Annotated in this window: 16 protein-coding genes; 11 read left to right on the top strand and 5 right to left on the bottom strand. The window is 39.6% G+C overall.

Annotation, left to right across the window (positions count from 1 at the left end):
• The first annotated feature begins 12 nt into the window (after window positions 1-12).
• The 5 genes from ACHFIZ_RS06490 to ACHFIZ_RS06470 all read left to right on the top strand — a co-directional run bounded on the left by ACHFIZ_RS06490 (window position 13) and on the right by ACHFIZ_RS06470 (window position 6639).
• Window positions 13-2556, top strand: a complete 2544-nt coding sequence (locus ACHFIZ_RS06490; protein ID WP_410884031.1) for an outer membrane protein assembly factor — start codon at window positions 13-15, stop codon at window positions 2554-2556.
• 32 nt (window positions 2557-2588) lie between these two features.
• On the top strand, window positions 2589-3119 hold the full coding sequence (locus ACHFIZ_RS06485) for an OmpH family outer membrane protein (protein ID WP_410884029.1): 531 nt from the start codon (window positions 2589-2591) through the stop codon (window positions 3117-3119).
• A 44-nt stretch (window positions 3120-3163) separates the two neighbouring features.
• Window positions 3164-3727, top strand: coding sequence for an OmpH family outer membrane protein (locus tag ACHFIZ_RS06480; RefSeq protein ID WP_410884028.1), 564 nt, complete (start codon window positions 3164-3166; stop codon window positions 3725-3727).
• Window positions 3728-3814: 87 nt separating this feature from the next.
• Window positions 3815-4648, top strand: coding sequence for a glutamate racemase (murI, locus tag ACHFIZ_RS06475; RefSeq protein WP_410884026.1), 834 nt, complete (start codon window positions 3815-3817; stop codon window positions 4646-4648).
• Between the two features lie 89 nt (window positions 4649-4737).
• Window positions 4738-6639, top strand: coding sequence for an amidophosphoribosyltransferase (locus ACHFIZ_RS06470; protein ID WP_410884024.1), 1902 nt, complete (start codon window positions 4738-4740; stop codon window positions 6637-6639).
• 10 nt (window positions 6640-6649) lie between these two features.
• Here ACHFIZ_RS06470 and ACHFIZ_RS06465 read toward each other — a convergent pair whose 3' ends face one another.
• Entirely contained in the window at window positions 6650-7276 is a 627-nt protein-coding gene (locus ACHFIZ_RS06465) for a LysE family translocator (RefSeq protein ID WP_410884022.1), read from the bottom strand.
• Window positions 7277-7406: 130 nt separating this feature from the next.
• Here ACHFIZ_RS06465 and ACHFIZ_RS06460 point away from each other — a divergent pair, with 130 nt between their 5' ends.
• The 5 genes from ACHFIZ_RS06460 to ACHFIZ_RS06440 all read left to right on the top strand — a co-directional run bounded on the left by ACHFIZ_RS06460 (window position 7407) and on the right by ACHFIZ_RS06440 (window position 13427).
• Entirely contained in the window at window positions 7407-9020 is a 1614-nt protein-coding gene (locus tag ACHFIZ_RS06460) for an MFS transporter (RefSeq protein WP_410884020.1), read from the top strand.
• A gap of 94 nt (window positions 9021-9114) precedes the next feature.
• A complete protein-coding gene (locus ACHFIZ_RS06455; protein ID WP_410884018.1) occupies window positions 9115-9537 on the top strand; it encodes a deoxycytidylate deaminase in 423 nt (140 codons plus the stop codon).
• 8 nt (window positions 9538-9545) lie between these two features.
• Window positions 9546-11075 (top strand): glutamine-hydrolyzing GMP synthase, encoded by a 1530-nt coding sequence (gene guaA, locus ACHFIZ_RS06450; protein ID WP_410884017.1) that lies wholly within the window; start codon window positions 9546-9548, stop codon window positions 11073-11075.
• Window positions 11032-12264, top strand: a complete 1233-nt coding sequence (locus tag ACHFIZ_RS06445; protein WP_410884015.1) for an amino acid ABC transporter substrate-binding protein — start codon at window positions 11032-11034, stop codon at window positions 12262-12264. Before guaA ends, ACHFIZ_RS06445 begins: the two co-directional genes overlap by 44 nt.
• Window positions 12261-13427, top strand: coding sequence for an RsmB/NOP family class I SAM-dependent RNA methyltransferase (locus ACHFIZ_RS06440; protein WP_410884013.1), 1167 nt, complete (start codon window positions 12261-12263; stop codon window positions 13425-13427). The genes ACHFIZ_RS06445 and ACHFIZ_RS06440 overlap by 4 nt, the downstream gene beginning before the upstream one ends.
• Before the next feature lie 14 nt (window positions 13428-13441).
• Here ACHFIZ_RS06440 and ACHFIZ_RS06435 read toward each other — a convergent pair whose 3' ends face one another.
• From ACHFIZ_RS06435 to ACHFIZ_RS06425, 3 genes are all read right to left on the bottom strand, one after another.
• Window positions 13442-14011, bottom strand: coding sequence for a MarC family protein (locus ACHFIZ_RS06435; RefSeq protein WP_410884012.1), 570 nt, complete (start codon window positions 14009-14011; stop codon window positions 13442-13444).
• A gap of 100 nt (window positions 14012-14111) precedes the next feature.
• Window positions 14112-15623 carry an amino acid permease gene (locus ACHFIZ_RS06430; RefSeq protein WP_410884010.1) on the bottom strand — a complete coding sequence of 504 codons (1512 nt, stop codon included), beginning with the start codon at window positions 15621-15623 and terminating at the stop codon, window positions 14112-14114.
• Window positions 15624-15743: 120 nt separating this feature from the next.
• The gene (locus ACHFIZ_RS06425) at window positions 15744-18032 is read right to left on the bottom strand and encodes a sodium-translocating pyrophosphatase (protein ID WP_410884008.1); all 2289 of its coding nucleotides are present in this window, start codon (window positions 18030-18032) and stop codon (window positions 15744-15746) included.
• A gap of 245 nt (window positions 18033-18277) precedes the next feature.
• Between ACHFIZ_RS06425 and ACHFIZ_RS06420 the strand changes: the two genes are divergently transcribed.
• Window positions 18278-19687, top strand: coding sequence for an APC family permease (locus tag ACHFIZ_RS06420; protein ID WP_410884006.1), 1410 nt, complete (start codon window positions 18278-18280; stop codon window positions 19685-19687).
• 432 nt (window positions 19688-20119) lie between these two features.
• Here ACHFIZ_RS06420 and ACHFIZ_RS06415 read toward each other — a convergent pair whose 3' ends face one another.
• Window positions 20120-21739, bottom strand: coding sequence for a serine/threonine-protein kinase (locus ACHFIZ_RS06415; protein WP_410884004.1), 1620 nt, complete (start codon window positions 21737-21739; stop codon window positions 20120-20122).
• Between the last annotated feature and the right edge of the window lie 5 nt (window positions 21740-21744).

Below are 21744 nucleotides of genomic sequence, written 5' to 3'. Positions count from 1 at the left end.
TTTAGATTGTAAATGAAAAGAATATATCAACTTATATTTCTGTTATTGATTGGGTTACCGACAATGGCACAAATCTCCCGTCCTCAGACAACGCCTGCACAGCCCAGCTTAAAAGTTAATGGCCTCGATATTGATTATTTTAACCCAAAGGAATATATTATTGGCGGTACTACAATTAGTGGTACTCAATTTATAGATAAAGATGTTATTGTAACGCTGTCGAAATTAATCAAAGGTGAAGTCATTACATTGCCAGGTGAAGCAACATCAAATGCTATTAAAGCGCTTTGGGCTCAAGGATTATTTGACGACATAAAATTAGACATTAGTAGAATCGAAGCGGATACGGTTTACTTCGATATAGCAGTAATTGAACGTCCACGTTTGAGTACGTTCGAATTAAATGGTTTAAGTAAGTCTCAAAAGACAGATATTCTTGAAAAGATAAACGAAAAAAAGGGCAAGGCAATTATTAATGAGAACCTTTATAATGCCACAACAGCTACCATAAAGAAGTATCTTTTAGGTAAAGGATACTTCTTTACCTCTGTGGAATATAAAACTGTTCCGGATCCAAATCTAGAAAACGGGATGGTTTTACAGATCTTTGTTAATAAGGGTGATAAAGTCAAGGTTCATCACATCAACTTTACAGGTAATAAGGATTTTTCTTCAGCAAAGCTTCGTAAGTTCTTAAAGAAAACAAAACAGCAGGCTTTCTATAAAGTATTTGGTTCCGGTAAGTTCAACAAAGAGAAGTACGACGAAGATAAACTTAAGCTCGTTGCGGGTATGCATTCACGTGGTTACCGCGATGCCGCACTAGTGAAGGATAGCATTTACCGTTACAATGAAAAGTCCATTGGGATAGACATAGACGTATTTGAAGGCCGAAAATATTACTTCGGTAACATTACTTGGGTTGGAAATGCAAAATATAATGACGAACTCCTGGTTAAGATCTTAGGTATCGAGAAAGGTGAGGTATTTAGTGAAGAAAAACTAGATAAAAAATTAAAGGGTTCTGCTGCAGGAGATGATGTTTCTAGCTTGTACCTTAACGATGGATATTTGACTTTCAATGTTGAGCCAGTTCAGACCAAAATTTACAATGATACTGTTGAGCTAGAAATGCGCATCGCTGAAGGCCCTCAGTACACTAACAACAGAATCAGTATTAAAGGAAACACCATTACGCACGACAGGGTTGCAATGAGACAAGTTCGGACTAAACCTGGTGAGAAGTTTTCTAAAGAATTGTTAATACGTACTATCAGAGAACTTGGTCAACTTGGGTACTTCGATGAATCTAAAACTGTTCCTGACGTTAAACCCAATGCCGCTGACGGTACAGTTGATATTCAATATTTAGTGGAAGAGAAACCTTCTGATCAAATCGAATTGTCAGGTGGTTTTGGTGGTGGTAACATTATTGGAACCTTGGGGTTAACATTTAACAACTTCTCTTTGAGAAATCTGTTTAATGCTTCGGCTTACCGTCCTTTACCGAAAGGAGACGGACAGAAGCTGAGTTTAAGAGGTCAGACTAACGGTAAATACTACCAGTCATATAGTTTCTCTTTTTCTGAGCCATGGTTAGGCGGTAAAAAGCCTGTCAGCTTTGGAGTGAGCGCATTTACCTCACTGCAATCTAATGGATTTTCTGGAAGTACTAGTAAGATGCGGAAAATTCGGTTGAATGGCGTTACTGTGAGTCTTGGTAGGGTTTTGAATTTCCCCGATAACTATTTCCAGTTAACGCACTCTATCAATGCTCAACAGTATATCTTGAACAATTATCCTGGGTATTTATTTAGCACGGGTACATCATATAACTTCAACTTAACACAGGAGATCAGCCGGGATTCCAGAAATAGTCCTATTTTTCCTACTGATGGTTCGATTTTTAGATTTACCATTCAGGCGACACCCCCATATTCGTTGTTAAATAATTTGAACTACGCAACAGCATCAGATAAACAGCGTTATAAGTTCACGGAGTACCACAAGTGGAAGTTCGAATCTCAGTGGTACCAGAGGTTGGCGGGTAAGTTCGTAATTAAAGCACAGGCGCAATTTGGTTTCCTGGGATTATATAACCAGGCGGTTGGGCAGTCGGCCTTTGAAAGATTTAAATTGGGAGGTGACGGTATGCAGGGATTTGACTTCCTGCAAGGGTCAGAGTTGATCGCTATGCGAGGATATGCAAACAATACGGTTATACCGGTGGGTTCTAATCCAAGCATTGCACAGAACTCAGGAAGTCCGATCTTCAACAAGTATGTTATAGAGTTGAGGTATCCTGTCATCGCGACTCAATCTGCAACGGCCTTTGTTGTTGCGTTTGGTGAGGGTGGTAATACCTGGAATAAGTTTAGTGATTTCAATCCTTTCAACATCAGACGTTCAGTTGGTGTTGGAGCAAAAATATATTTACCGATATTTGGCCTATTGGGAATTGATTATGGTTACGGATTTGATAAGATTCCTGGTTTGCCAGATGCGAATAAAGGCCAGTTTCACTTCAGTATTGCTCAACAGCTGGGTGGATTTTAATTAGGAGTTGACAGGACATTAAATATTATAAAATGAAAAAATACATTTTAATATGCTTTCTAATGTTTACAGGATTCGCATCTTTCGCTCAGAAATTTGCGTATGTGGACACAGAATATATACTTAAGCATTTACCAGAATATAAATCATCCTTGAATCAATTAAACCTATTGTCAGAACAATGGCAACAACAGGTTGACAAGAATTTCACAGATATCGACAAGATGTATAAAGCTTACCAGGCAGACCAAGTATTGCTTACAGCGGACATGCGCAAAAGGAGAGAAAATGAGATCATTGAGAAAGAGAAAGATGCAAAGGATTTTCAACGTAGAATCTTTGGTCCTGATGGAGAGCTTTTCCAAAACAGAAGTAAATTGTTAAGTCCGATTCAAGATAAAGTTACGAAAGCTATAGGCGAAGTCGCCAAGGCTAAGTTCTTTGATTTTATCTTTGATAAAAGCAGTGAAGCTACAATGATGATCTACGCAAGTAGTAATTATGATGTGAGCAACGAAGTAATCACAAGATTGGGTTACAAACCAGGAGCAATTCTTAAATAACACACAAATAAGTAAATTACAAACAACTAACAAGAAGAATAGAGATGAGAAAGTTAATGAACGCATTTTTTGTAGCAGGATTATTGTTTACGGCTAACATTGCAAATGCACAACAAAAACTGGCACACTTAAACTCAGCAATGATCATTGAGGCAATGCCTGAATTTAAGACTGGCCAAACTACGCTAGAGGCGCTAACCAAAACAAAACAAACGGAGATCGAGAAAATGATTGCTGAGTACCAAACGAAAATGTCCGCTGCTGAAGCGAAACAAAAAACAATGAGTGAGGCGAACAAAGAAGTAATTGGTAAAGAATTACAGGGTGCCGGTGTTGAACTTCAGGATTTAGAGAAACGTATCAATGATGCGAAAGCTAAAGCTCAGCAGGAATTGGAACAAAAAAACACAGAGGTTTTCAATCCAATCCGTATCAAAGCTGATGCGGCTATTAAAGCTATTTCTAAAGAAAAGGGATATGCTTATGTATTCGATACTGCAAATTCAGCAATGGTATATTTTGATGGTGGAGAGGACATCACAGCTTTAGTAAAAACTAAATTGGGCATTTCAGCTACTGCACCGTCAGCTGCTGCTCCTAAAAAATAATAAGGCAATAGAACAGTTGGAGCTATCTGAGCTAAATTATTTAAATTGCGGGATTGGGTGATAGAGCTCAATCCCGTTTTTTGTGCAATGACAAATAAGCATCCTATAGGTATTTTTGATTCAGGTTACGGCGGTTTAACTGTCTTCAAGTCAATCGCAGAACGTTTGCCTCAGTACGATTACATTTACCTTGGAGACAATGCGCGCGCCCCATATGGTGATAATTCCTTCGAAGCCATTTACCAATATACATTAGAATGCGTGGAATGGTTGTTCTCGGAAGGCTGCCAACTAGTGATATTAGCCTGCAATACCGCCTCGGCAAAAGCGTTACGTACCATTCAGCAAAAAGTGCTTCCAGTTAAATATCCTACCCACCGCGTTCTTGGAGTTATAAGACCGACCGCGGAAGTAATTGGCAATTTTACCGAATCAAAAATAATAGGGGTTATGGGAACCCGCGGAACTGTTAATTCGGAATCCTATTTATTGGAGATTAATAAATACTTTCCGGAAGTATCTGTTTACCAACAAAGCTGTCCGATGTGGGTACCTCTGGTCGAGAATAATGAACATTTGACTCCGGGTGCCGATTTCTTTGTTGAGAAATATTTAACGGAATTATTGAATCAGAATCCTAAGATAGATACGATACTTCTGGCTTGCACGCATTATCCTCTACTCATTCCTAAAATAAAGCGGATTTTGTCTAATAAAATTCTTTTAGTCGGACAGGGAGATATTGTCTCAAGCAGCCTAGAGAGGTACCTTGACCATCATATCAAGATTAAGGAATTACTTGCGATTAATGCTAAGCGTAGTTTTTATACTACCGGTGACCAACATGTATTTGACGAGCATGCTTCAGTGTTTTTTGGTGATCAGATATTCTGTAAGCATATCGACCTTAAAGAACAGTAATATTGTAACCTTAATCTGACTCAAATATTGTATTTCTTTCTAGGTTCTGATTATTATTAACTCTAAATTTGCGGCTCAAACGACAAACCATGAGTGACTCGATAAAGCATGAATGTGGTATAGCCTTCATTAGGCTTCTTAAGCCCCTTTCATATTACCAGGAAAAATATGGAACAGCACTTTACGGTCTAAACAAGCTTTATCTTTTGATGGAAAAGCAGCATAACCGTGGGCAAGACGGCGCTGGCATTGCAACCATTAAACTGGATATGAAGCCAGGTCATAGATACATCAGCAGATACCGCTCAATGGCTCAAAATGCAGTGGCTGATATTTTTGGATATGTTCAAAATAAGTTTGTAGGAATTCAAAATGATACTCCTGAATTGATGCAGGATGCTGCTTGGTTAAAGGCAAATGTGAGCTTTATTGGCGAGGTGTTATTAGGACATTTACGCTATGGAACACATGGCCAGAATAGTATTGAGAATTGCCATCCATTTCTTCGTCAGAATAATTGGATGACCCGTAACCTCGTTATTGCCGGAAACTTCAACATGACGAATGTTGATGAGCTGTTAGAGCAGCTTTATGAGTTAGGTCAACACCCTAAAGAACAAGCAGATACGGTTACTGTCTTGGAAAAGATAGGGCACTTTCTTGATGATGAGAATCAGTCTTTGTTTGATGAATATAAAAAGGAGGGTCTTGACAACGTAGAAATCACACATAAAATTTCTGATAACCTCGATATTGCTACGATACTAAAGCGATCTGCAAAGAATTGGGATGGTGGTTATGCGATTTCGGGAATTGTTGGAAATGGAGACGCTTTCGTATTAAGAGATCCATCTGGAATTAGACCTGCATTCTATTATCAGGATGACGAAATCGTTGTAGCTGCGTCTGAAAGGCCAGCTATTCAAACTGCTTTTAACATTCCATTTAGAGATGTCAAAGAGATCCAACCGGGTCATGCTTTGATAGTTAAGAAAAGCGGCACCGTTACTCAAGAGATTTTCCGAGAACCTCAGGAGAAACGAGCTTGTTCATTTGAGCGGATTTATTTTTCCAGAGGAAGTGATGCTGAAATCTATAAAGAGCGCAAACATTTGGGAGCATTATTGTGCAAGCAAATTCTTGATGCCGTTAGTGCCGATTTAAAAAATACCGTTTTCTCGTTCATTCCAAATACTGCAGAAGTTTCATTCTATGGTATGGTTGAGGGTTTACATAACTACATAAGACAAGTTCAAAAGGATACCCTACTTCATAGAAAGGATATTTTAAGTGATGAACAACTTGACGAATTGCTTTCTATGAATCCAAGGGTGGAGAAACTTGCGATCAAAGATGTGAAACTGAGAACTTTTATTACTCAGGATGCAGACAGGCAGGACATGGTGGCGCATGTTTACGATACCACATATGGTGTGATCAAAAATGATACCGATACGTTGGTTGCAGTTGACGATTCAATCGTTAGAGGAACTACGCTTAAGCAAAGTATCATCAAGATCATTGACAGGTTACACCCTAAAAGAATCATTATTGTATCGTCTGCACCTCAGATTCGCTATCCCGACTGCTATGGTATTGATATGTCGAAAATGGGACAGTTTGTTGCATTTGAGGCTGCGATACAGTTGTTGAAAGCAAGAGGCCTCGAGAATATTATTGAAGAGGTTTACCAGAAATGTAAATCTTCACTTTTGCTGCCAAAAGAAGAGATTGTAAACCATGTAAAGGATATTTATCGTCCCTTTACCCAGGAAGAAATTTCTGCTCAAATTACTAAAATTATTACTCCAGATAATATAAAGGCAGAAGTGAAGGTTATCTATCAGACGCTAGACAATCTACACGTTGCTTGTCCGAATCATAGGGGCGACTGGTATTTCTCTGGAAACTATCCGACTCCTGGAGGAAATAAAGTGGTTAATAAAGCATTTGTTAATTGGAAAGAAGGAAATAATCAGAGAGCTTATTAGAAGCAAAGCATTAGGTGTAGTGCTTCAATATTACCTGTATGAATAGACGGATAGCAAAGATTAAGATCACTGCTCCTGCTATTTTATTTAGCGCCTGGATGTTCTTTTCCTTGATACGGTATCTCAGCTTGGCTGCATAATATGTCTTGATGCAGTCTACCGATAATTGAGTAGCCATGGCAACTACAAAAAACACAATCTTCTCGGCCAAATCGTAATGCAACTGCACCGATATGATACCGCCTACCATGATCCAGAACATAAGCGTTGAGGGGGAAAGTAGGCACATCAAAAAGCCTTTTAATATGTAACCTCTTTTCCGAATTTTGATTGTATCTGCTATTTCATAGTTTACCTTGACTTTATGGATAAGGTAGTAAATGCCGATTCCAAACAAAAATGCGCCGCCAATAATTCCAATGTATTGGTTGTACGCTGCGTTGTAATCTACAAATTGCGAACTGAAGATGGTTAATGATATGAATATTATATCACTGAATACAACACCAATAGCCAAAGAAAATCCAGCTTTAAAGCCTGATTCTATACTGGTTTTGATCATAGAAAAGAAAACAGGGCCTGTTAGAAAAGAAAATAAAACCCCTGCACCTATCCCTTGTAATATTGCTTCAAACATTCAATTTAGTAGATATAATATGCTAATATGCAACTTTAAACATAAAATACGCCCAAATATTGTGCATTAGACTGCTCCCTTACATTTTTTTTATTTATGTTTATTGCAACAATTGATTACTAACCAAAATATGGAACAACAAACAAAAATGAATTACGGAACTGCATTGTATACTATTATTACAGTGTTTTTCTTCTGGGGATTTGTGGCAGCTTCAAATGGTATTTTTATTCCGTTTTGTAAAACACATTTTAACCTAACTCAATTCGAATCTCAACTTATTGACTTCACATTTTACGGCGGCTATTTCATTGGCTCACTGATCTTATATTTTGCTTCTCAGGCTAGTAAGGTGGATATCTTAAATAAGATCGGTTACAAAAAGGGTATCATTTTCGGGCTGATTTTGTCAGCTGCAGGTGCTCTTCTAATGATTCCTGCAGTGGGTTCTGGATCCTTTCTTTTCATCTTACTGGCTTTTTTCGTTATCGCCTTGGGATTCTCGTTGCAACAAACTGCGGCAAATCCATTTGTTGTGGCGCTTGGTAATCCCGAAGGTGGATCTCACCGATTGAATCTTGCGGGTGGCGTAAATAATTTTGGTGGTTTAATGGGGCCTGTTATCGTAAGTGTGGTGCTGTTTGGTACTGCTAATGACGCCATCCCAAAAGTTGTAGAGATTTCTTCAATTAATAATTTGTACTACATATTGGCTGGGCTTTTTATTGCTGTAGCGATATTTTATTCGATTTCCAAACTGCCTGATGTAACGAGTAGTGAGACGGTAGAAGCAAGTCCGAAACCTAATTCGTCACTGATCGTTCTGATCTTAGGATTTTTAATGGTAGCGGCTGCGGGACCGTTGTCTAACCTTACCGGTATCAGTTCATCGGTATTTGTATATTCGTCATTATTTATAATTCTTGCGGCACTGCTGTATGTATATTTTACCAAGAAAGATCAGGCTGAACTTCCAAAATGGGGTGCTATGCAGTACCCTCAGATGATTTTGGGGATGCTTGCTATATTTATGTATGTTGGTACAGAAGTAACAATTCAAAGTAACCTGGGAGCATTACTGAAGGAACCTAGCTTTGGTGGTCTTGCGGACTCAGCGATTAAACCGTATATCTCTTTGTATTGGGGAAGTATGATGGTAGGTAGATGGACAGGGGCGATCAGTGCTTTCAGTCTCACTAAGACCATGAAAAATATATTGACTGTCATTGTACCTTTTATTGCTTTTGCAGTTATACTTTTGGTAAACCACGCTACCGGCACAGATGTTGGGAATTTATATGTGTATGCAGTGTGTATCGCAATTATGATCGTAGCCTTCTTTATTGGTCAGGAGAAACCTGCAAAAACACTTGCTGTTTTCGGGACTCTCGGCGCGGTTGCTATGCTCATAGGATTGTTTACCACAGGACATGTCGCTATTTTTGCTTTTGTTAGTGGTGGCTTGTGCTGTTCAATTATGTGGCCATCGATTTTTGCCCTGTCGATTACGGGTTTAGGAAAGTATACTAGTCAGGGTTCTGCGTTTTTGATTATGATGATTCTTGGTGGATCTATTATACCTCCAATTCAGGGTGAACTTGCAGATAGCATCGGTATCCATAGCTCATATATCGTTCCGGTCTTAGGATTTGCTTACTTGATTTTCTTCGCATGGAAAGTTAGTATTGAGCTTAGAAAGCAAGGAATTGATATTGAACATATCGAGGCCGAAGGCGGACATTAAGATATTATAATTTACTTTTGCAGCCACAGGGATAATTTCTCCGTGGCTTTTTTCATAGTATATGGCGACTAAACCAAGCTTCAACCTGATTTTTATGAACCTGGCTACAGACCTAGCAGCCCGATCACATTGTGTAAGGGCACATGTCGGGGCAGTATTAGCTAAGGACACCAGGATTATTTCTATAGGTTATAATGGTCCCCCGGCGGGAACCCACAATTGTGATGAAGAGTGGCCGGGTATGGGTTGTGACCGGGATTCTAAGGGTAGTTGCTCTTTGGCACTGCATGCGGAAGAAAATGCTATACTTTATGCGGTGAAAAATGGATCGAAGATATCGGGTTCTACATTATACACAACCCTTTCTCCATGTATTGCGTGTGCCCGTCTAATTCTTTCATCTGGAATCAAGATCGTTTATTTCAAGAACTCTTACGCAGAGTATAAGGGCTTGCCAAGCGATGAGGGCGTGGATTTTTTGAGAAGGTTCGGCGTGGAGGTAATTAAATTTTCTTAGCTTTGATCATGCAAGAAAAAATCATTATTCTCGATTTTGGTTCTCAATACACGCAATTAATTGCCCGTAGGGTACGCGAGTTAAACGTTTATTGTGAAATACATCCCTTCAACAATATTCCTGAGCTTACAGCAGACATAAAGGGTATCATTTTCTCAGGTAGCCCTTATTCTGTTCGTCAGGACGATGCTCCTCAAATAGATCTTGAAATGTTTCATAACAAGTTCCCTGTTTTAGCCGTGTGTTATGGTGCTCAATATATTGCGCAACATTCCGGTGGTGACGTACAACGCTCATCCAACCGTGAATACGGTAGGTCGAATCTGACTTTCGTTGAGAAGAAGAACAAGCTTTTAAAGAATATTTCAGCTGGCTCTCAAGTTTGGATGTCACATGGCGATACTATTACTAAAGTTCCGGACAACTTCGAATTGATTGCAAGTACAGACAGTGTAAAGGTTGCGGCTTTTCAAATAAGGGATTCACAGACTTACGCTATCCAATTCCATCCCGAGGTTACGCACAGCTCAGACGGCAGGCAATTATTAGAAAACTTTTTGGTTGATATTTGTGGTTGCAAGCAAGAATGGACTCCTGACGCATTTGTAGAAACTACCATCGCCGCTTTGCAAGATAAGTTAGGTGATGATAAAGTGGTACTTGCACTATCGGGCGGGGTAGATTCATCTGTAGCGGCAATCTTACTTCACAAGGCAATCGGCAAAAATTTGCATTGTATTTTTGTAGATAACGGGTTGTTACGCAAGAATGAATATGAAGCTGTTCTTGAACAATATAAACATTTAGGTCTAAATATTAAAGGGGTAGATGCTAAGGATCGCTTTTTAAGTCAGTTGGCAGGCCTGACAGATCCTGAATTAAAGCGTAAAGCTATCGGTAGGGTATTTATCGAAGTCTTTGACGATGAAGCAAATTTGGTTAAGGATGTAGTTTGGCTTGCTCAAGGAACCATTTATCCTGACATAATCGAATCAGTATCAGTAAAAGGACCTTCTGCCACCATCAAGTCTCACCATAATGTTGGGGGTTTGCCAGACTTCATGAAATTGAAGATTGTAGAGCCACTAAACACATTGTTCAAGGATGAAGTTAGACGAGTCGGTACCTCAATGGGCCTCGAACACTTTATTATTGGCCGCCATCCGTTTCCAGGACCAGGCCTTGGCATCAGGATATTAGGAGAAGTGACTGCCGAGAAAGTTGCAATTCTACAGGAAGCTGACGCTATCTTTATTAATAACCTTAAAGAAGCTGGGCTTTATGATAAGGTTTGGCAGGCTGGCGCAATATTTCTTCCTGTTCAATCCGTAGGGGTAATGGGAGATGAGCGGACCTATGAAAATGTCATTTGTCTGAGAGCAGTTGAGTCTGTTGATGGTATGACTGCCGATTGGTGCCATTTGCCTTATAATGTACTCGCAAAAATATCTAATGAAATTATTAACAGAGTTAAAGGGGTAAATCGCGTCGTATATGATATTAGCTCAAAACCACCAGCAACGATTGAGTGGGAATAAGTATTGGGTTGTTTTTCTACTTTCGGTTCTTTTTGCTTCCTGCTCGCCAAAGTTAGTTAAGACCGTAAAAAAACAGCCCAAACCTCCTGAAAAGGTTGAAGAAACAGTAATGAAGCCTGTTGCTAAGTTTACCGAGGCAACAATCTCTTTACTAGTTCCATTCAGGCTAAGTAGTTTAAATCTTAAAACTGCTACAAAAGCTGAAGTGGAGAAGTCTGCAATGGCTATTGATTTCTATCAGGGATTCATGCTAGGTCTGGATTCTGCTGCTTCTGCCGGTTTTAATTTCAAGCTTAAGGTATTTGACGCAGGGGATAATACGGCTAAATTAGAAACATTGATTCAAAATGGTAGTCTTGCAAGTAGCAATTTGATTGTTGGTCCTGTTTATCCTGATGGTTTAAAGCACATCCGAAGCTTCACGCTTTCTAAGAATATAACTTTGGTGAATCCTTTGGCAGCTACAAATCCCAAGGAGCTGAATAACCCTAATATGATTACAATTGTGAATAATATCGAACTTCATGCTGAGAAAATTGGGGATTATATTGTTAAGCACACCGATCCTGTAAAATCAGTTGTCGTACTGATTAATCCGAAGGGCAGTGATGACGAGCTAATGGCTGCGCCGATAAGGAGATTTTTTGAGGATTCAAAGCAAGCTTTCTTTTTTCAGGAATTCTCTTCCGTGTACACTATGGACACGAGGATGATAAAGAATAAGAAATATGTGGTTGTACTAGCCTCATCGGAAAAGAAGTTTGTGATTGCAACCATCGATAAACTTATTAAAATGAAGAATGCCGGGCTGTCGGTAGATCTTTACGGTCATCCAGATTGGATCAAGCAGACCTATAATACTGAGAAACTTCAAACGTTGAACACAATAGTAAGTGCATCTTATAAAATTGATTTTAGCAGAAAGGATATATCTGTATTTATTAAAAAATACCGCTCTCACTATCATTATGAACCGGGGGAGTATTCTTACAAAGGTTTTGACACGGGTTTTTATTTTGCGGATTTAATTGCTACACATGGCAAGAACTACGCGCAATTTCTTACTAAAGAAAAGTATAAGGGGCTTCATAATAATTTCTCTTTTGTCTATGATCCTAAAATGGGCTATCTGAATACCAGTTTGATGCTTTTAAAATACCAAAATTTTGATTTAAATATTGTAAAATGAGAGTAGAGCATCAAATAAGATCATTTGAGCAGATCTTCAAAAGTTATGATGGTCTTCAACCTCTGCACCGTTTCCTATTTAGTTATTTCAAGAAAAATAAGCAGATGGGGTCGTCAGACCGGCGCTGGGCTACGAGATACATTTACAGCTTTTTCAGACTTGGTAGAGCATTAATTGACGAAAGTCAGGTGCAAAGGCTGGCAATTGCTGACTTCTTATGCAATAAAACTCAAAGCCTTGTTGTCGATACCTATCTTCCTAATCTAAAAGACAAAATTGAAGGTACAGTTGCTCAGAAGTTAACGCTCATAAAGACGGGCTATCCTTTATTTCAGTTGGCTGATTTATTTAAGTTTCAGGAAAAGCTTAGCAGCAATGTTGAAGAAAAAGCATTTTATAGTTCATTTTTAACTCAACCAGACTTATTCATTAGGGTGCAGTCTCTTGAGCTCCAACGCCTGCTGGAGAACCTGAAAAAGGCGGACTTCACTTTCGAACAAGTTGGCGAAACAACTCTGGCGCTACCAAATGGAACCAAGCTGGAGCAAGTACTGTCGACGCAAAAAGCCTACCAAGTTCAGGATCTCTCTTCACAGAAAACGAGTGCGTTTTTCAAGCCAAAGAAATACGACTACTGGTGGGACTGTTGTGCAGCATCGGGGGGAAAGTCGCTTTTGTTACATGAGTTAGAGCCACATATCCAATTACTTGTGAGTGATGTTCGTGAGAATAGTCTCAATAACTTAGAGGAAAGATTTCAGGGTGCAGGTCTTAAGAAATACCAGAAAAAGGTGTTGGATCTTTTGCAGAACAATGACCAGGATCTTCATCATTATGAGTTTGATGGGATCATTTTGGATGCTCCCTGTACAGGCTCAGGAACTTGGGGTCGCACTCCAGAGATGCTTTATTACTTTGACGAGCATAAAGTTAGCTGTTTCACCAAGTTGCAGCGTACTATCGCTGCTAATGTTATAAAATACCTGAAACCCGGCAAACCCTTGGTATATATTACTTGCTCGGTTTTTAAACAAGAAAATGAGGATGTGGTAAATTGGTTAATTGACAACCTTCCATTGCAACTTGAGAAGATGGAAGTGATTACAGGATATGGGTTGAAAGCAGACACGATGTTTGCCGCCCGCCTAATTAAGAAAAATTAGCTTAAAGCAATATTTTATAAACCCGTATTATTTCTAAACAATTTGATGGCTATGGCGAGTAGGATAACCCCAAATGCTTTCCGTAATACACCTAGACCTGACTTACCAAAAAGCTTTTCCAAACGTTCTGTATTCTTCAGAACTACATAAACAAAAATCATATTTATAAGGATGCCAACAATGATGTTCTGGGTGGCATATTCGGTTTTTAGTGATAAAAGTGTTGTCATAGTTCCTGCTCCTGCGATCAGTGGGAATGCAAGTGGAACTATCGAAACAGTTTCGGTTGTTTCTCCATCTTTAAATATGCTTAACCCAAGAACCATCTCCATCGCAATAAAAAAGATCACCACTGAGCCTGCAATTGCGAAGGACTGTACGTCAAGTCCTATGATCTTTAATAAAGTCTCACCAGCAAAGAGGAATACAATCATCAGTACAGTGGCTACGATCGCTGCTTTTTCAGATTGGATGTGTCCCGCCTTCCTTCTAAGTTCAATTACCACAGGTATGGATCCCAGGATATCGATGATTGCAAACAAAACCATCGATGTTGATAGGATTTGACTAAAATTAAATTCCATATGTCAAGGTTTAGAAAACAAAATTAAATAATTGCTCAATACAATGTTAAACAAAAATGACCCCTCTTAATTTAACTAAGAGGGGTCATTTTTATCTTATTTAGAGCTTAGGAGCAGGAGGATCCACAGGATTTACTGTTATGCCTTTAGTGTTAAGTTTTGAATGTTTTTTACTGTAACCGAAATAGATTACAAAACCAATTGCCAACCATCCAATTAGTCTTAACCAGTTTGTCCAGTGCAAACCAAGGATCATTGCCAAGCACACTACTATACCTAAAATTGGAAGAAACGGAACCCAAGGCGTTTTGAATTCACGTACAAGTTTCGGTTCAGTTTTTCTCAATACAATTACGGCAGCGCAAACAAGTATAAAGGCGAACAATGTACCTATGCTGGTCATGTCACCAACAATGTTGCCGGGAACAAACGCAGCAAATGCTGCAACCAAAACCAATATTATTAAGTTCGCTTTATATGGTGTTTTGTATTTCGGGTGAAGATCACTGAATACACGCGGCAACAGGCCGTCTTTACTCATCGAATAAAATACACGACTCTGCCCCAAAAGCATTACAAGGATTACAGAAGAGAACCCTGCTAAAATCGCAACTGTAACTAGTTTACCTAACCATTCGTATCCAGGCATAAAGTTTTGGATAGCAGCTACTACAGATGCTTCTTTTCCGTTGGTTCTAAAGAACTCAACTGGAGCTAAACCAGTTAAGACATGGGCAAACAAGATATATAAAACTGTACAGATAGCTAATGAACCAAGGATGCCAATAGGCATAGCAGTTTTTGGATTTTTTGTTTCTTGAGCTGCAGTACTTACTGCATCAAAGCCAATAAACGCAAAGAATACGGTGCCAGCGGCACCTAGAATACCCCATAAGCCTCCGAAATTATGGGTAATACCCTCAGTATCTGTGTACGTTGTTGCTTCAGGGATGTATGGTGTATGATTTACTGGGTTGATAAAGTTCCAGCCAAAAATGATGATTAAAATTACAATTGCAACTTTGGTAATCACAATTATACCATTAACAAACGCGGATTCCTGAGTTCCTCTGATTAATAATAAGCTCAATGCTGCAACGATAAACAATGCAGGTGCATTCATAATACCACTCACACCGCCTACCGAGGTCTCAAATGGGGAGTGACACCATTGATAGGGTACAGGACTTGTATTAAAAACATGGACCAGCAAATTATTTAGGTATTCACTCCAGGCAATACCAACGGTTGCGGCACCTACGGCATATTCAAGTACTAAATCCCAACCAATTACCCATGCCAACAACTCACCCATTGTGGCATAGGTGTAAGTATATGCACTTCCTGAAATAGGAATGGACGATGAAAGTTCAGCATAGCACAGACCTGCTAAAGCGCAGCCTATAGCTGCAACTATGAAACCAATGGTCACAGATGAACCCGCATTTTGAGCTGCCGCAGATGCTGTTCTCACAAACAAACCTGCACCGATGATTGCACCAATACCCAAGGCAATCAAAGAACCGGCTGTCAGCGTACGCTTAAGAGTCTTTTCAGACTCAGAGGCATCGGCGAGCAGTTGTGTTATTGACTTTTTTGTAAAAAGACCCATAAAATTTAGTTTATTTTTATAATAAATTACGAAATTCAAACCTAAAGAAAATATGTGTGAAATTAAAAGGGATTCCCTGTCAAAACCCCTTTTAGGAGTAACAATTCTGAGTATTCAGAATTAATAACCAACTTTTGTGGTGTCATTCGCGTTTTCGAGTGTATCAATCTTAGTAATACCATTCGCGTCGACTGTTTTTACGATATATCTGAAAGATTCTTTCGTAATGGCGGTTGCTTTTTTCTCCGGAGCATTTTCTGAAACATTTGGCGCACCAGTAATTGCGATATAAGGTGCAATAACTAATGAAACGATGGACATCAACTTAATTAAAATGTTCATAGAAGGACCGGATGTATCTTTAAAAGGATCACCTACTGTATCTCCTGTCACAGAGGCTTTATGAGGTTCAGATTTTTTGTAGTGCATTTCTCCATTAATTTCTACACCTTTTTCAAAAGACTTTTTAGCGTTATCCCAAGCCCCCCCAGCATTACTCTGGAAGATTCCCATTAATACGCCCGCTACGGTGACACCTGCTAATAGACCGCCCAGTACTTCCGGACCAAATATAAATCCTACTATGATAGGGGTGATCAGCGCAATTGCTCCTGGAAGCATCATTTCGCGAAGTGATGCTTTAGTGGAGATGGCTACACATTTTTCGTACTCAGGCTTCGCTTTATATTCCATAATCCCAGGAATCTCGCGGAACTGCCTACGCACTTCCTGAACCATATCCATTGCTGCCTTACCAACGGCCTGAATGCATAGCGCCGAGAATACAAAAGGGATCATACCCCCAACAAAAAGTCCCGCAAGCACGGGAGCTTTATAAATATCTATGGCAGAGATGCCTGCAATACCCACGAATGCTGCAAAAAGTGCAAGCGATGTCAAAGCTGCCGATGCGATTGCAAAGCCTTTCCCTGTAGCAGCTGTGGTATTTCCGACAGCATCAAGGTTGTCCGTACGTTCACGAACTTCAGGAGGTAGTTGACTCATTTCCGCAATACCACCAGCATTGTCAGCAATTGGCCCAAAGGCGTCTATAGCTAGTTGCATCGCTGTGGTAGCCATCATCCCCGCCGCCGCAATGGCAACCCCGTATAGGCCAGCGAAGTAATAAGATGACATTATTCCTCCTGCTAATACTAGAATGGGTATAACAGTTGATTTCATTCCAACTGCTAAGCCCGCGATGATATTAGTGGCATGTCCTGTTGACGATTGTTGTATAATTGAATTGACAGGAGCCTTACCCATTGCAGTGTAATACTCCGTTACGATGCTCATTATGGTTCCGACAACAAGACCTACTAATATTGCGTAGAATACGTTGATATTCGAGAATTCATAGCCTCTTAAATTTAGTGTAGGAGGAAGCATCCACATTACAATAAAATAGGAAGCCACCGCAGTAATTAAGATCGACGACCAGTTGCCAAGATTAAGTGCAGTTTGGACATTTGAATTTTCATCTTTGATGGTAACAAACCAGGTTCCGACTATAGAAAATAGAATTCCCAACCCGCAGATCACCATTGGTAACAATATAGGCGACATTCCGCCAAATTTATCCACCACCGTAATTTCTTGTCCAAGAACCATTGTTGCTAATATAGTTGCTACATAAGAGCCGAAAAGATCTGCTCCCATACCTGCCACATCGCCCACATTATCCCCAACATTGTCGGCGATTGTTGCAGGATTACGAACGTCATCTTCAGGTATTCCAGCTTCAACTTTACCAACAAGATCGGCACCTACATCGGCAGCTTTAGTATATATACCTCCACCAACACGAGCAAAAAGCGCTATAGACTCTGCTCCAAGGGAAAAACCTGTTAATACCTCGATTGCCGTTTTCATATTTAAAGTGTTAACACCATCTACTCCAATCACCTGAAAGTGATGAAGAAATATGATAAACAGACCGCCAAGTCCTAGAACTGCCAAGCCGGCAACTCCAAGTCCCATAACCGTTCCTCCGGTAAAGGAAACTTTTAATGCCTGCTTTAAACTGGTTCTAGCAGCCTGAGTTGTTCTTACATTTGCTTTTGTAGCAGAACGCATTCCAATATAGCCTGCTGTGGCAGATAAAACAGCTCCAATAACAAATGAAATTGATATAATCCAGCTGGAATGAATCGGGCGCCCATGAATTTCCGTAAGTGTCCCCGAATAAGCTAACAAAGCTCCAGCGAATAAAACGAAGATGCTTAAGACCCGCCATTCGGCTTTTAGAAAAGCCATGGCTCCATCAGCGATATAACCTGCAAGCTCCTGCATATTTTTATCGCCGGCATTTTGTTTGTTTACCCAGGCGCTTTTGATCGCCATTACAAGGATTCCAATTAGGCCGAGTACAGGTATAAAATAAATTAAATTGGTTTGTAAAAATTCCATAGTGTAGTGCTGTTTAGATTAGGTTAGTTCTAAGATATATTTGGTTAATTGCTGCTTTCTTTTCGGACAGTGATCGAGTTAACTCAATTATTAAAAGACTAGGCAGGTATACAAAAATAAAGGTGTTTCTGATATAACCAAATCTTTTATCGAGATATTCGATTATTACCGAGTAAAACATATGTATTCCTGATAATTATAAATTTTAAATATATTCGCACAACCAACCTAACTAAATAATTATCATGGAACAAGATACTCAAGACGGATCCTTTAAGCGCGAGCTTGGGCTTCTTGACGGCACTATGCTCGTTGTAGGATCGATGATCGGATCAGGGATATTCATTGTAAGTGCGGATATCGCCAGGCAGGTCGGCTCGGCAGGTTGGCTGATAGCAATTTGGATAGTTACTGCTTTAATTACTATGATTGCTGCTGTTAGCTATGGTGAGCTAAGTGCGATGTTCCCAAAAGCCGGCGGTCAATACGTTTATCTTAAAGAATCCTATAATAAACTTATTGCCTTTCTATATGGCTGGAGTCTTTTTGCCGTGATCCAAACCGGGACAATTGCGGCGGTAGGGGTGGCATTTTCTAAATTTTCAGCCTATCTCTATGAACCCCTAAGCAATGAAAATATCTTATTTGAGCTTGGTAAGTTTCAACTGAATGCGGCGCAGATCGTCTCTATCATCACCATAATCTTCCTTACTTATATTAATAGTAAGGGTATAAAGGATAGTAAAATTCTTCAAACTATTCTCACCATAATTAAAATCCTTTCCCTGTTTGGTTTGATCACCTTTGGCTTTACGCTTGCTGCTAAAGCTGAGGTCTGGAATGCCAACTGGGCAAACGTATGGGGATCGAAATCATTCAGTCTTGAGACAATGAGTTGGACGAACATTAACGGATCTCTTCTTCTTTCGGGGATATCGGCCGCAATGGTCGGTTCGCTTTTCTCCAGCGATGCATGGAACGGTGTAACATTTATAGCCGGTGAGATCAAAAATCCTCAACGAAATGTTGGATTAAGTTTGTTTTTGGGCACCTTTATCGTATCCATTATTTATATACTTGCAAATTTAATGTACGTTGCTGTGCTTCCTTTAGACGTGATTGCCACTGCAAAATCAGATAGAGTGGCTGTAGTTGCGGCTCAATATATATTCGGACAAGCTGGGACAATAATCATCGCAGTAATGATCATGATCTCCACATTTGCCTGCAACAACGGGCTTATCATGGCGGGAGCACGAGTTTACTATACAATGGCCAAAGATGGATTATTTTTTAAGAAAGCAGCTACCCTTAATTCTGCAAATGTGCCAGCCTGGGCATTGTGGATTCAGGGAATCTGGGCCTCCGCCTTGTGTTTAACAGGCCAATATGGTGCCTTGCTGGATTTTGTAGTAATTATTGTATTGATTTTCTATATTCTTACTATTTACGGAATTTTCATCTTAAGAATAAAAATGCCAAATGCTAAAAGGCCATATAGGGCTTTTGGATATCCTGTCCTTCCTTTACTTTATATCGTTCTGGCATCTGCTCTTTGCTTCGGGCTGATGATTTACAAGACTGATACTTGTGGTTGGGGTGTATTGATCATGCTGATAGGAATACCTATTTACTATTTCACAAAAGAAAAATAAAAATTGAGATGTTCTCTTTTAGGTCTTCTCTGAGAAGATAAATTTTCTTGAAAACAACATGATTTAAATTTATGGGGTAGTTTAAAGGTTATTATCACTTCTAAATGTAATATACTTCCGTCCCCTTATGCCGTATGAAGCGGCGAAACTGCCTGTTCAATTTTTTAAAACATCATAGTTGCACATGTAAGTTCTTGTTGCTATTCTAGGCACGGAATAGCAACAAGAACTTCGGCAAGAAAAAGGGCTTTAAAAGGAAACAGGGATAAGCAATGAACGCTACCCCTGTTTTTAATAGATGTTGACCCACCACAGATCAACTAAACCAAACAAACTATATATATAACTCTTCTTAGACCTAAAAGGTTTTAAATATTTTATTTTTTTTATTAGATTGAAATCATGCTTTCTGATATCTTAATGAGGGTGTTTTTATTGAACATCGCGAAGGTCATTCTTATTCAGCCAACCTTTTGTTACTTCTCCGTCTGTAGTAGTATGCATCACCTGTATAAAACCATTCTGCTCTTCCAGTACGTTAAATTTTGTTTTAATCGTCCATAAGGGTAACACTTTGTGCTTTTCGGCGTCAGCACTGGGTTCATCGTAGAAATACAAGGCACCTTTAGGTAATCGATACTGTTTTCCATTGCTGGTTACCAGTGGCTCTAAAACATTTTCCGTAGGAATTGCCGGGGTAGCTGGCTTCACAGAAGTGGCACCGGTTTGCTGTTCAAATTCTTTCCTTAGGCTATCCACCTCGGCTTGTCTTGCTGCTGTGTCTATTTTAACTGGAGGATTGATCTTTGTGGTATCGGGATCAATTTGATAGGGAAGGTTCATCCCAACTGTGTCTTGAAAATTCTGATTGGTTGAATCTTCATATACGATTTGTTTCTGATCCGAATTTGCAATAAATAAAGAATAAGCTGAGTAAGTCCCTAAAGCAACTAGCAGCAAGATTAATGAAATAAAGAGCGGCTTAGAAACCTCCATAGTGTCTGGCGACTTTTCCGTAACATTTGGTCCCGTCAACGAAGTCGCGTTTTTACTAGCTATAGAGTCAACAGTTGCGTCCTGTTCTGCATTAGTTTTTGCAAGTGTGAAGCCACTTCCAACTACTTTGCTGCTAATTAGCTTTGACTGATCAAAGTTTTCGTGTAAAATCGCTTCCTGCAAGTCGGATCCATTAGCATATCGCTTTTCAGGATTTTTTTCCAAGCACTTTTTGATCACTTCAAGCAGCCAGACTGGAATATTCATCTCTCTTGCTTTGACCTCATGGCTCCAGGTGTCCGGAAGATTGCTTTTCCTCCGGCTTAATAAATTAGGAACTGGTTTTTCCATGTGGGATACCATTACGGCATTTCTTGAAGCTTCACCTTTATTGTTTAATGGGAAGGGAACCACTCCTGCCAATAGTTCATAGAGAATAATCCCAAAGCTATAGATATCAGTCTGGAAGAACATTTCCCCATCATGTTGTTCAGGTGCCATGAATTCCACAGCCCCGGCATGCTGAATGCTGCTTCGACGCTGTTCATCAGACATAATCGCAAGTCCGAAGTCTAAAAGAATATAGTTTCCCGTATCGGTATTAAACTTTACGTTATTGCTTTTTATGTCACCATGTTTAACACCAACCCTATGACAATGTGCCAAGGCGTTCGCCAGTTGATGTGCCAGTTTTTTTGTTTCCCTAATTGTAAATATCGGCGCATGAGGAGATTGTAGTAATTCTTCTAAGTCAGGCCCCTCAATATACTGCATTTCAATAAATGGAAAAGAACCGCTTTCAGTTAATCCTGAATTCACGATCTTCACCACATTGGGATTCGGAATTTCATTGACTTTTTTTAGTTTTTCAACTTCATTCTTAAAGTTTCTGTAGTTTTTGTCGTCTGTGTTTTCCGTATGAATGGGAGTCGGTAAGATTTTTACTGCCGTAATAATCTCGCCGATCCTTTTGCCCTTATAAACAGATCCTTGTCCACCGGTGCGCAAGGCACCCATGTTTTCTAATCCCTCCGTTATGGTAAATACTTTACTCATGTATA

The organism is Pedobacter sp. JCM 36344 (genome assembly GCF_046546555.1).
GTDB lineage: Bacteria > Bacteroidota > Bacteroidia > Sphingobacteriales > Sphingobacteriaceae > Pedobacter.
Note: the sequence above shows the minus strand (reverse complement) of the source record. Positions and strands in the feature narration are given on the sequence as shown.

Excerpts from the sequence above, each read along its gene's own strand:
- ACHFIZ_RS06490 (WP_410884031.1), top strand. The coding sequence starts at position 13 with ATGAAAAGAATATATCAACTTATATTTCTGTTATTGATTGGGTTACCG.
- ACHFIZ_RS06485 (WP_410884029.1), top strand. The coding sequence starts at position 2,589 with ATGAAAAAATACATTTTAATATGCTTTCTAATGTTTACAGGATTCGCA.
- ACHFIZ_RS06480 (WP_410884028.1), top strand. The coding sequence starts at position 3,164 with ATGAGAAAGTTAATGAACGCATTTTTTGTAGCAGGATTATTGTTTACG.
- murI (WP_410884026.1), top strand. The coding sequence starts at position 3,815 with ATGACAAATAAGCATCCTATAGGTATTTTTGATTCAGGTTACGGCGGT.
- ACHFIZ_RS06470 (WP_410884024.1), top strand. The coding sequence starts at position 4,738 with ATGAGTGACTCGATAAAGCATGAATGTGGTATAGCCTTCATTAGGCTT.
- ACHFIZ_RS06465 (WP_410884022.1), bottom strand. The coding sequence starts at position 7,276 with ATGTTTGAAGCAATATTACAAGGGATAGGTGCAGGGGTTTTATTTTCT.
- ACHFIZ_RS06460 (WP_410884020.1), top strand. The coding sequence starts at position 7,407 with ATGGAACAACAAACAAAAATGAATTACGGAACTGCATTGTATACTATT.
- ACHFIZ_RS06455 (WP_410884018.1), top strand. The coding sequence starts at position 9,115 with ATGAACCTGGCTACAGACCTAGCAGCCCGATCACATTGTGTAAGGGCA.
- guaA (WP_410884017.1), top strand. The coding sequence starts at position 9,546 with ATGCAAGAAAAAATCATTATTCTCGATTTTGGTTCTCAATACACGCAA.
- ACHFIZ_RS06445 (WP_410884015.1), top strand. The coding sequence starts at position 11,032 with ATGATATTAGCTCAAAACCACCAGCAACGATTGAGTGGGAATAAGTAT.
- ACHFIZ_RS06440 (WP_410884013.1), top strand. The coding sequence starts at position 12,261 with ATGAGAGTAGAGCATCAAATAAGATCATTTGAGCAGATCTTCAAAAGT.
- ACHFIZ_RS06435 (WP_410884012.1), bottom strand. The coding sequence starts at position 14,011 with ATGGAATTTAATTTTAGTCAAATCCTATCAACATCGATGGTTTTGTTT.
- ACHFIZ_RS06430 (WP_410884010.1), bottom strand. The coding sequence starts at position 15,623 with ATGGGTCTTTTTACAAAAAAGTCAATAACACAACTGCTCGCCGATGCC.
- ACHFIZ_RS06425 (WP_410884008.1), bottom strand. The coding sequence starts at position 18,032 with ATGGAATTTTTACAAACCAATTTAATTTATTTTATACCTGTACTCGGC.
- ACHFIZ_RS06420 (WP_410884006.1), top strand. The coding sequence starts at position 18,278 with ATGGAACAAGATACTCAAGACGGATCCTTTAAGCGCGAGCTTGGGCTT.
- ACHFIZ_RS06415 (WP_410884004.1), bottom strand. The coding sequence starts at position 21,739 with ATGAGTAAAGTATTTACCATAACGGAGGGATTAGAAAACATGGGTGCC.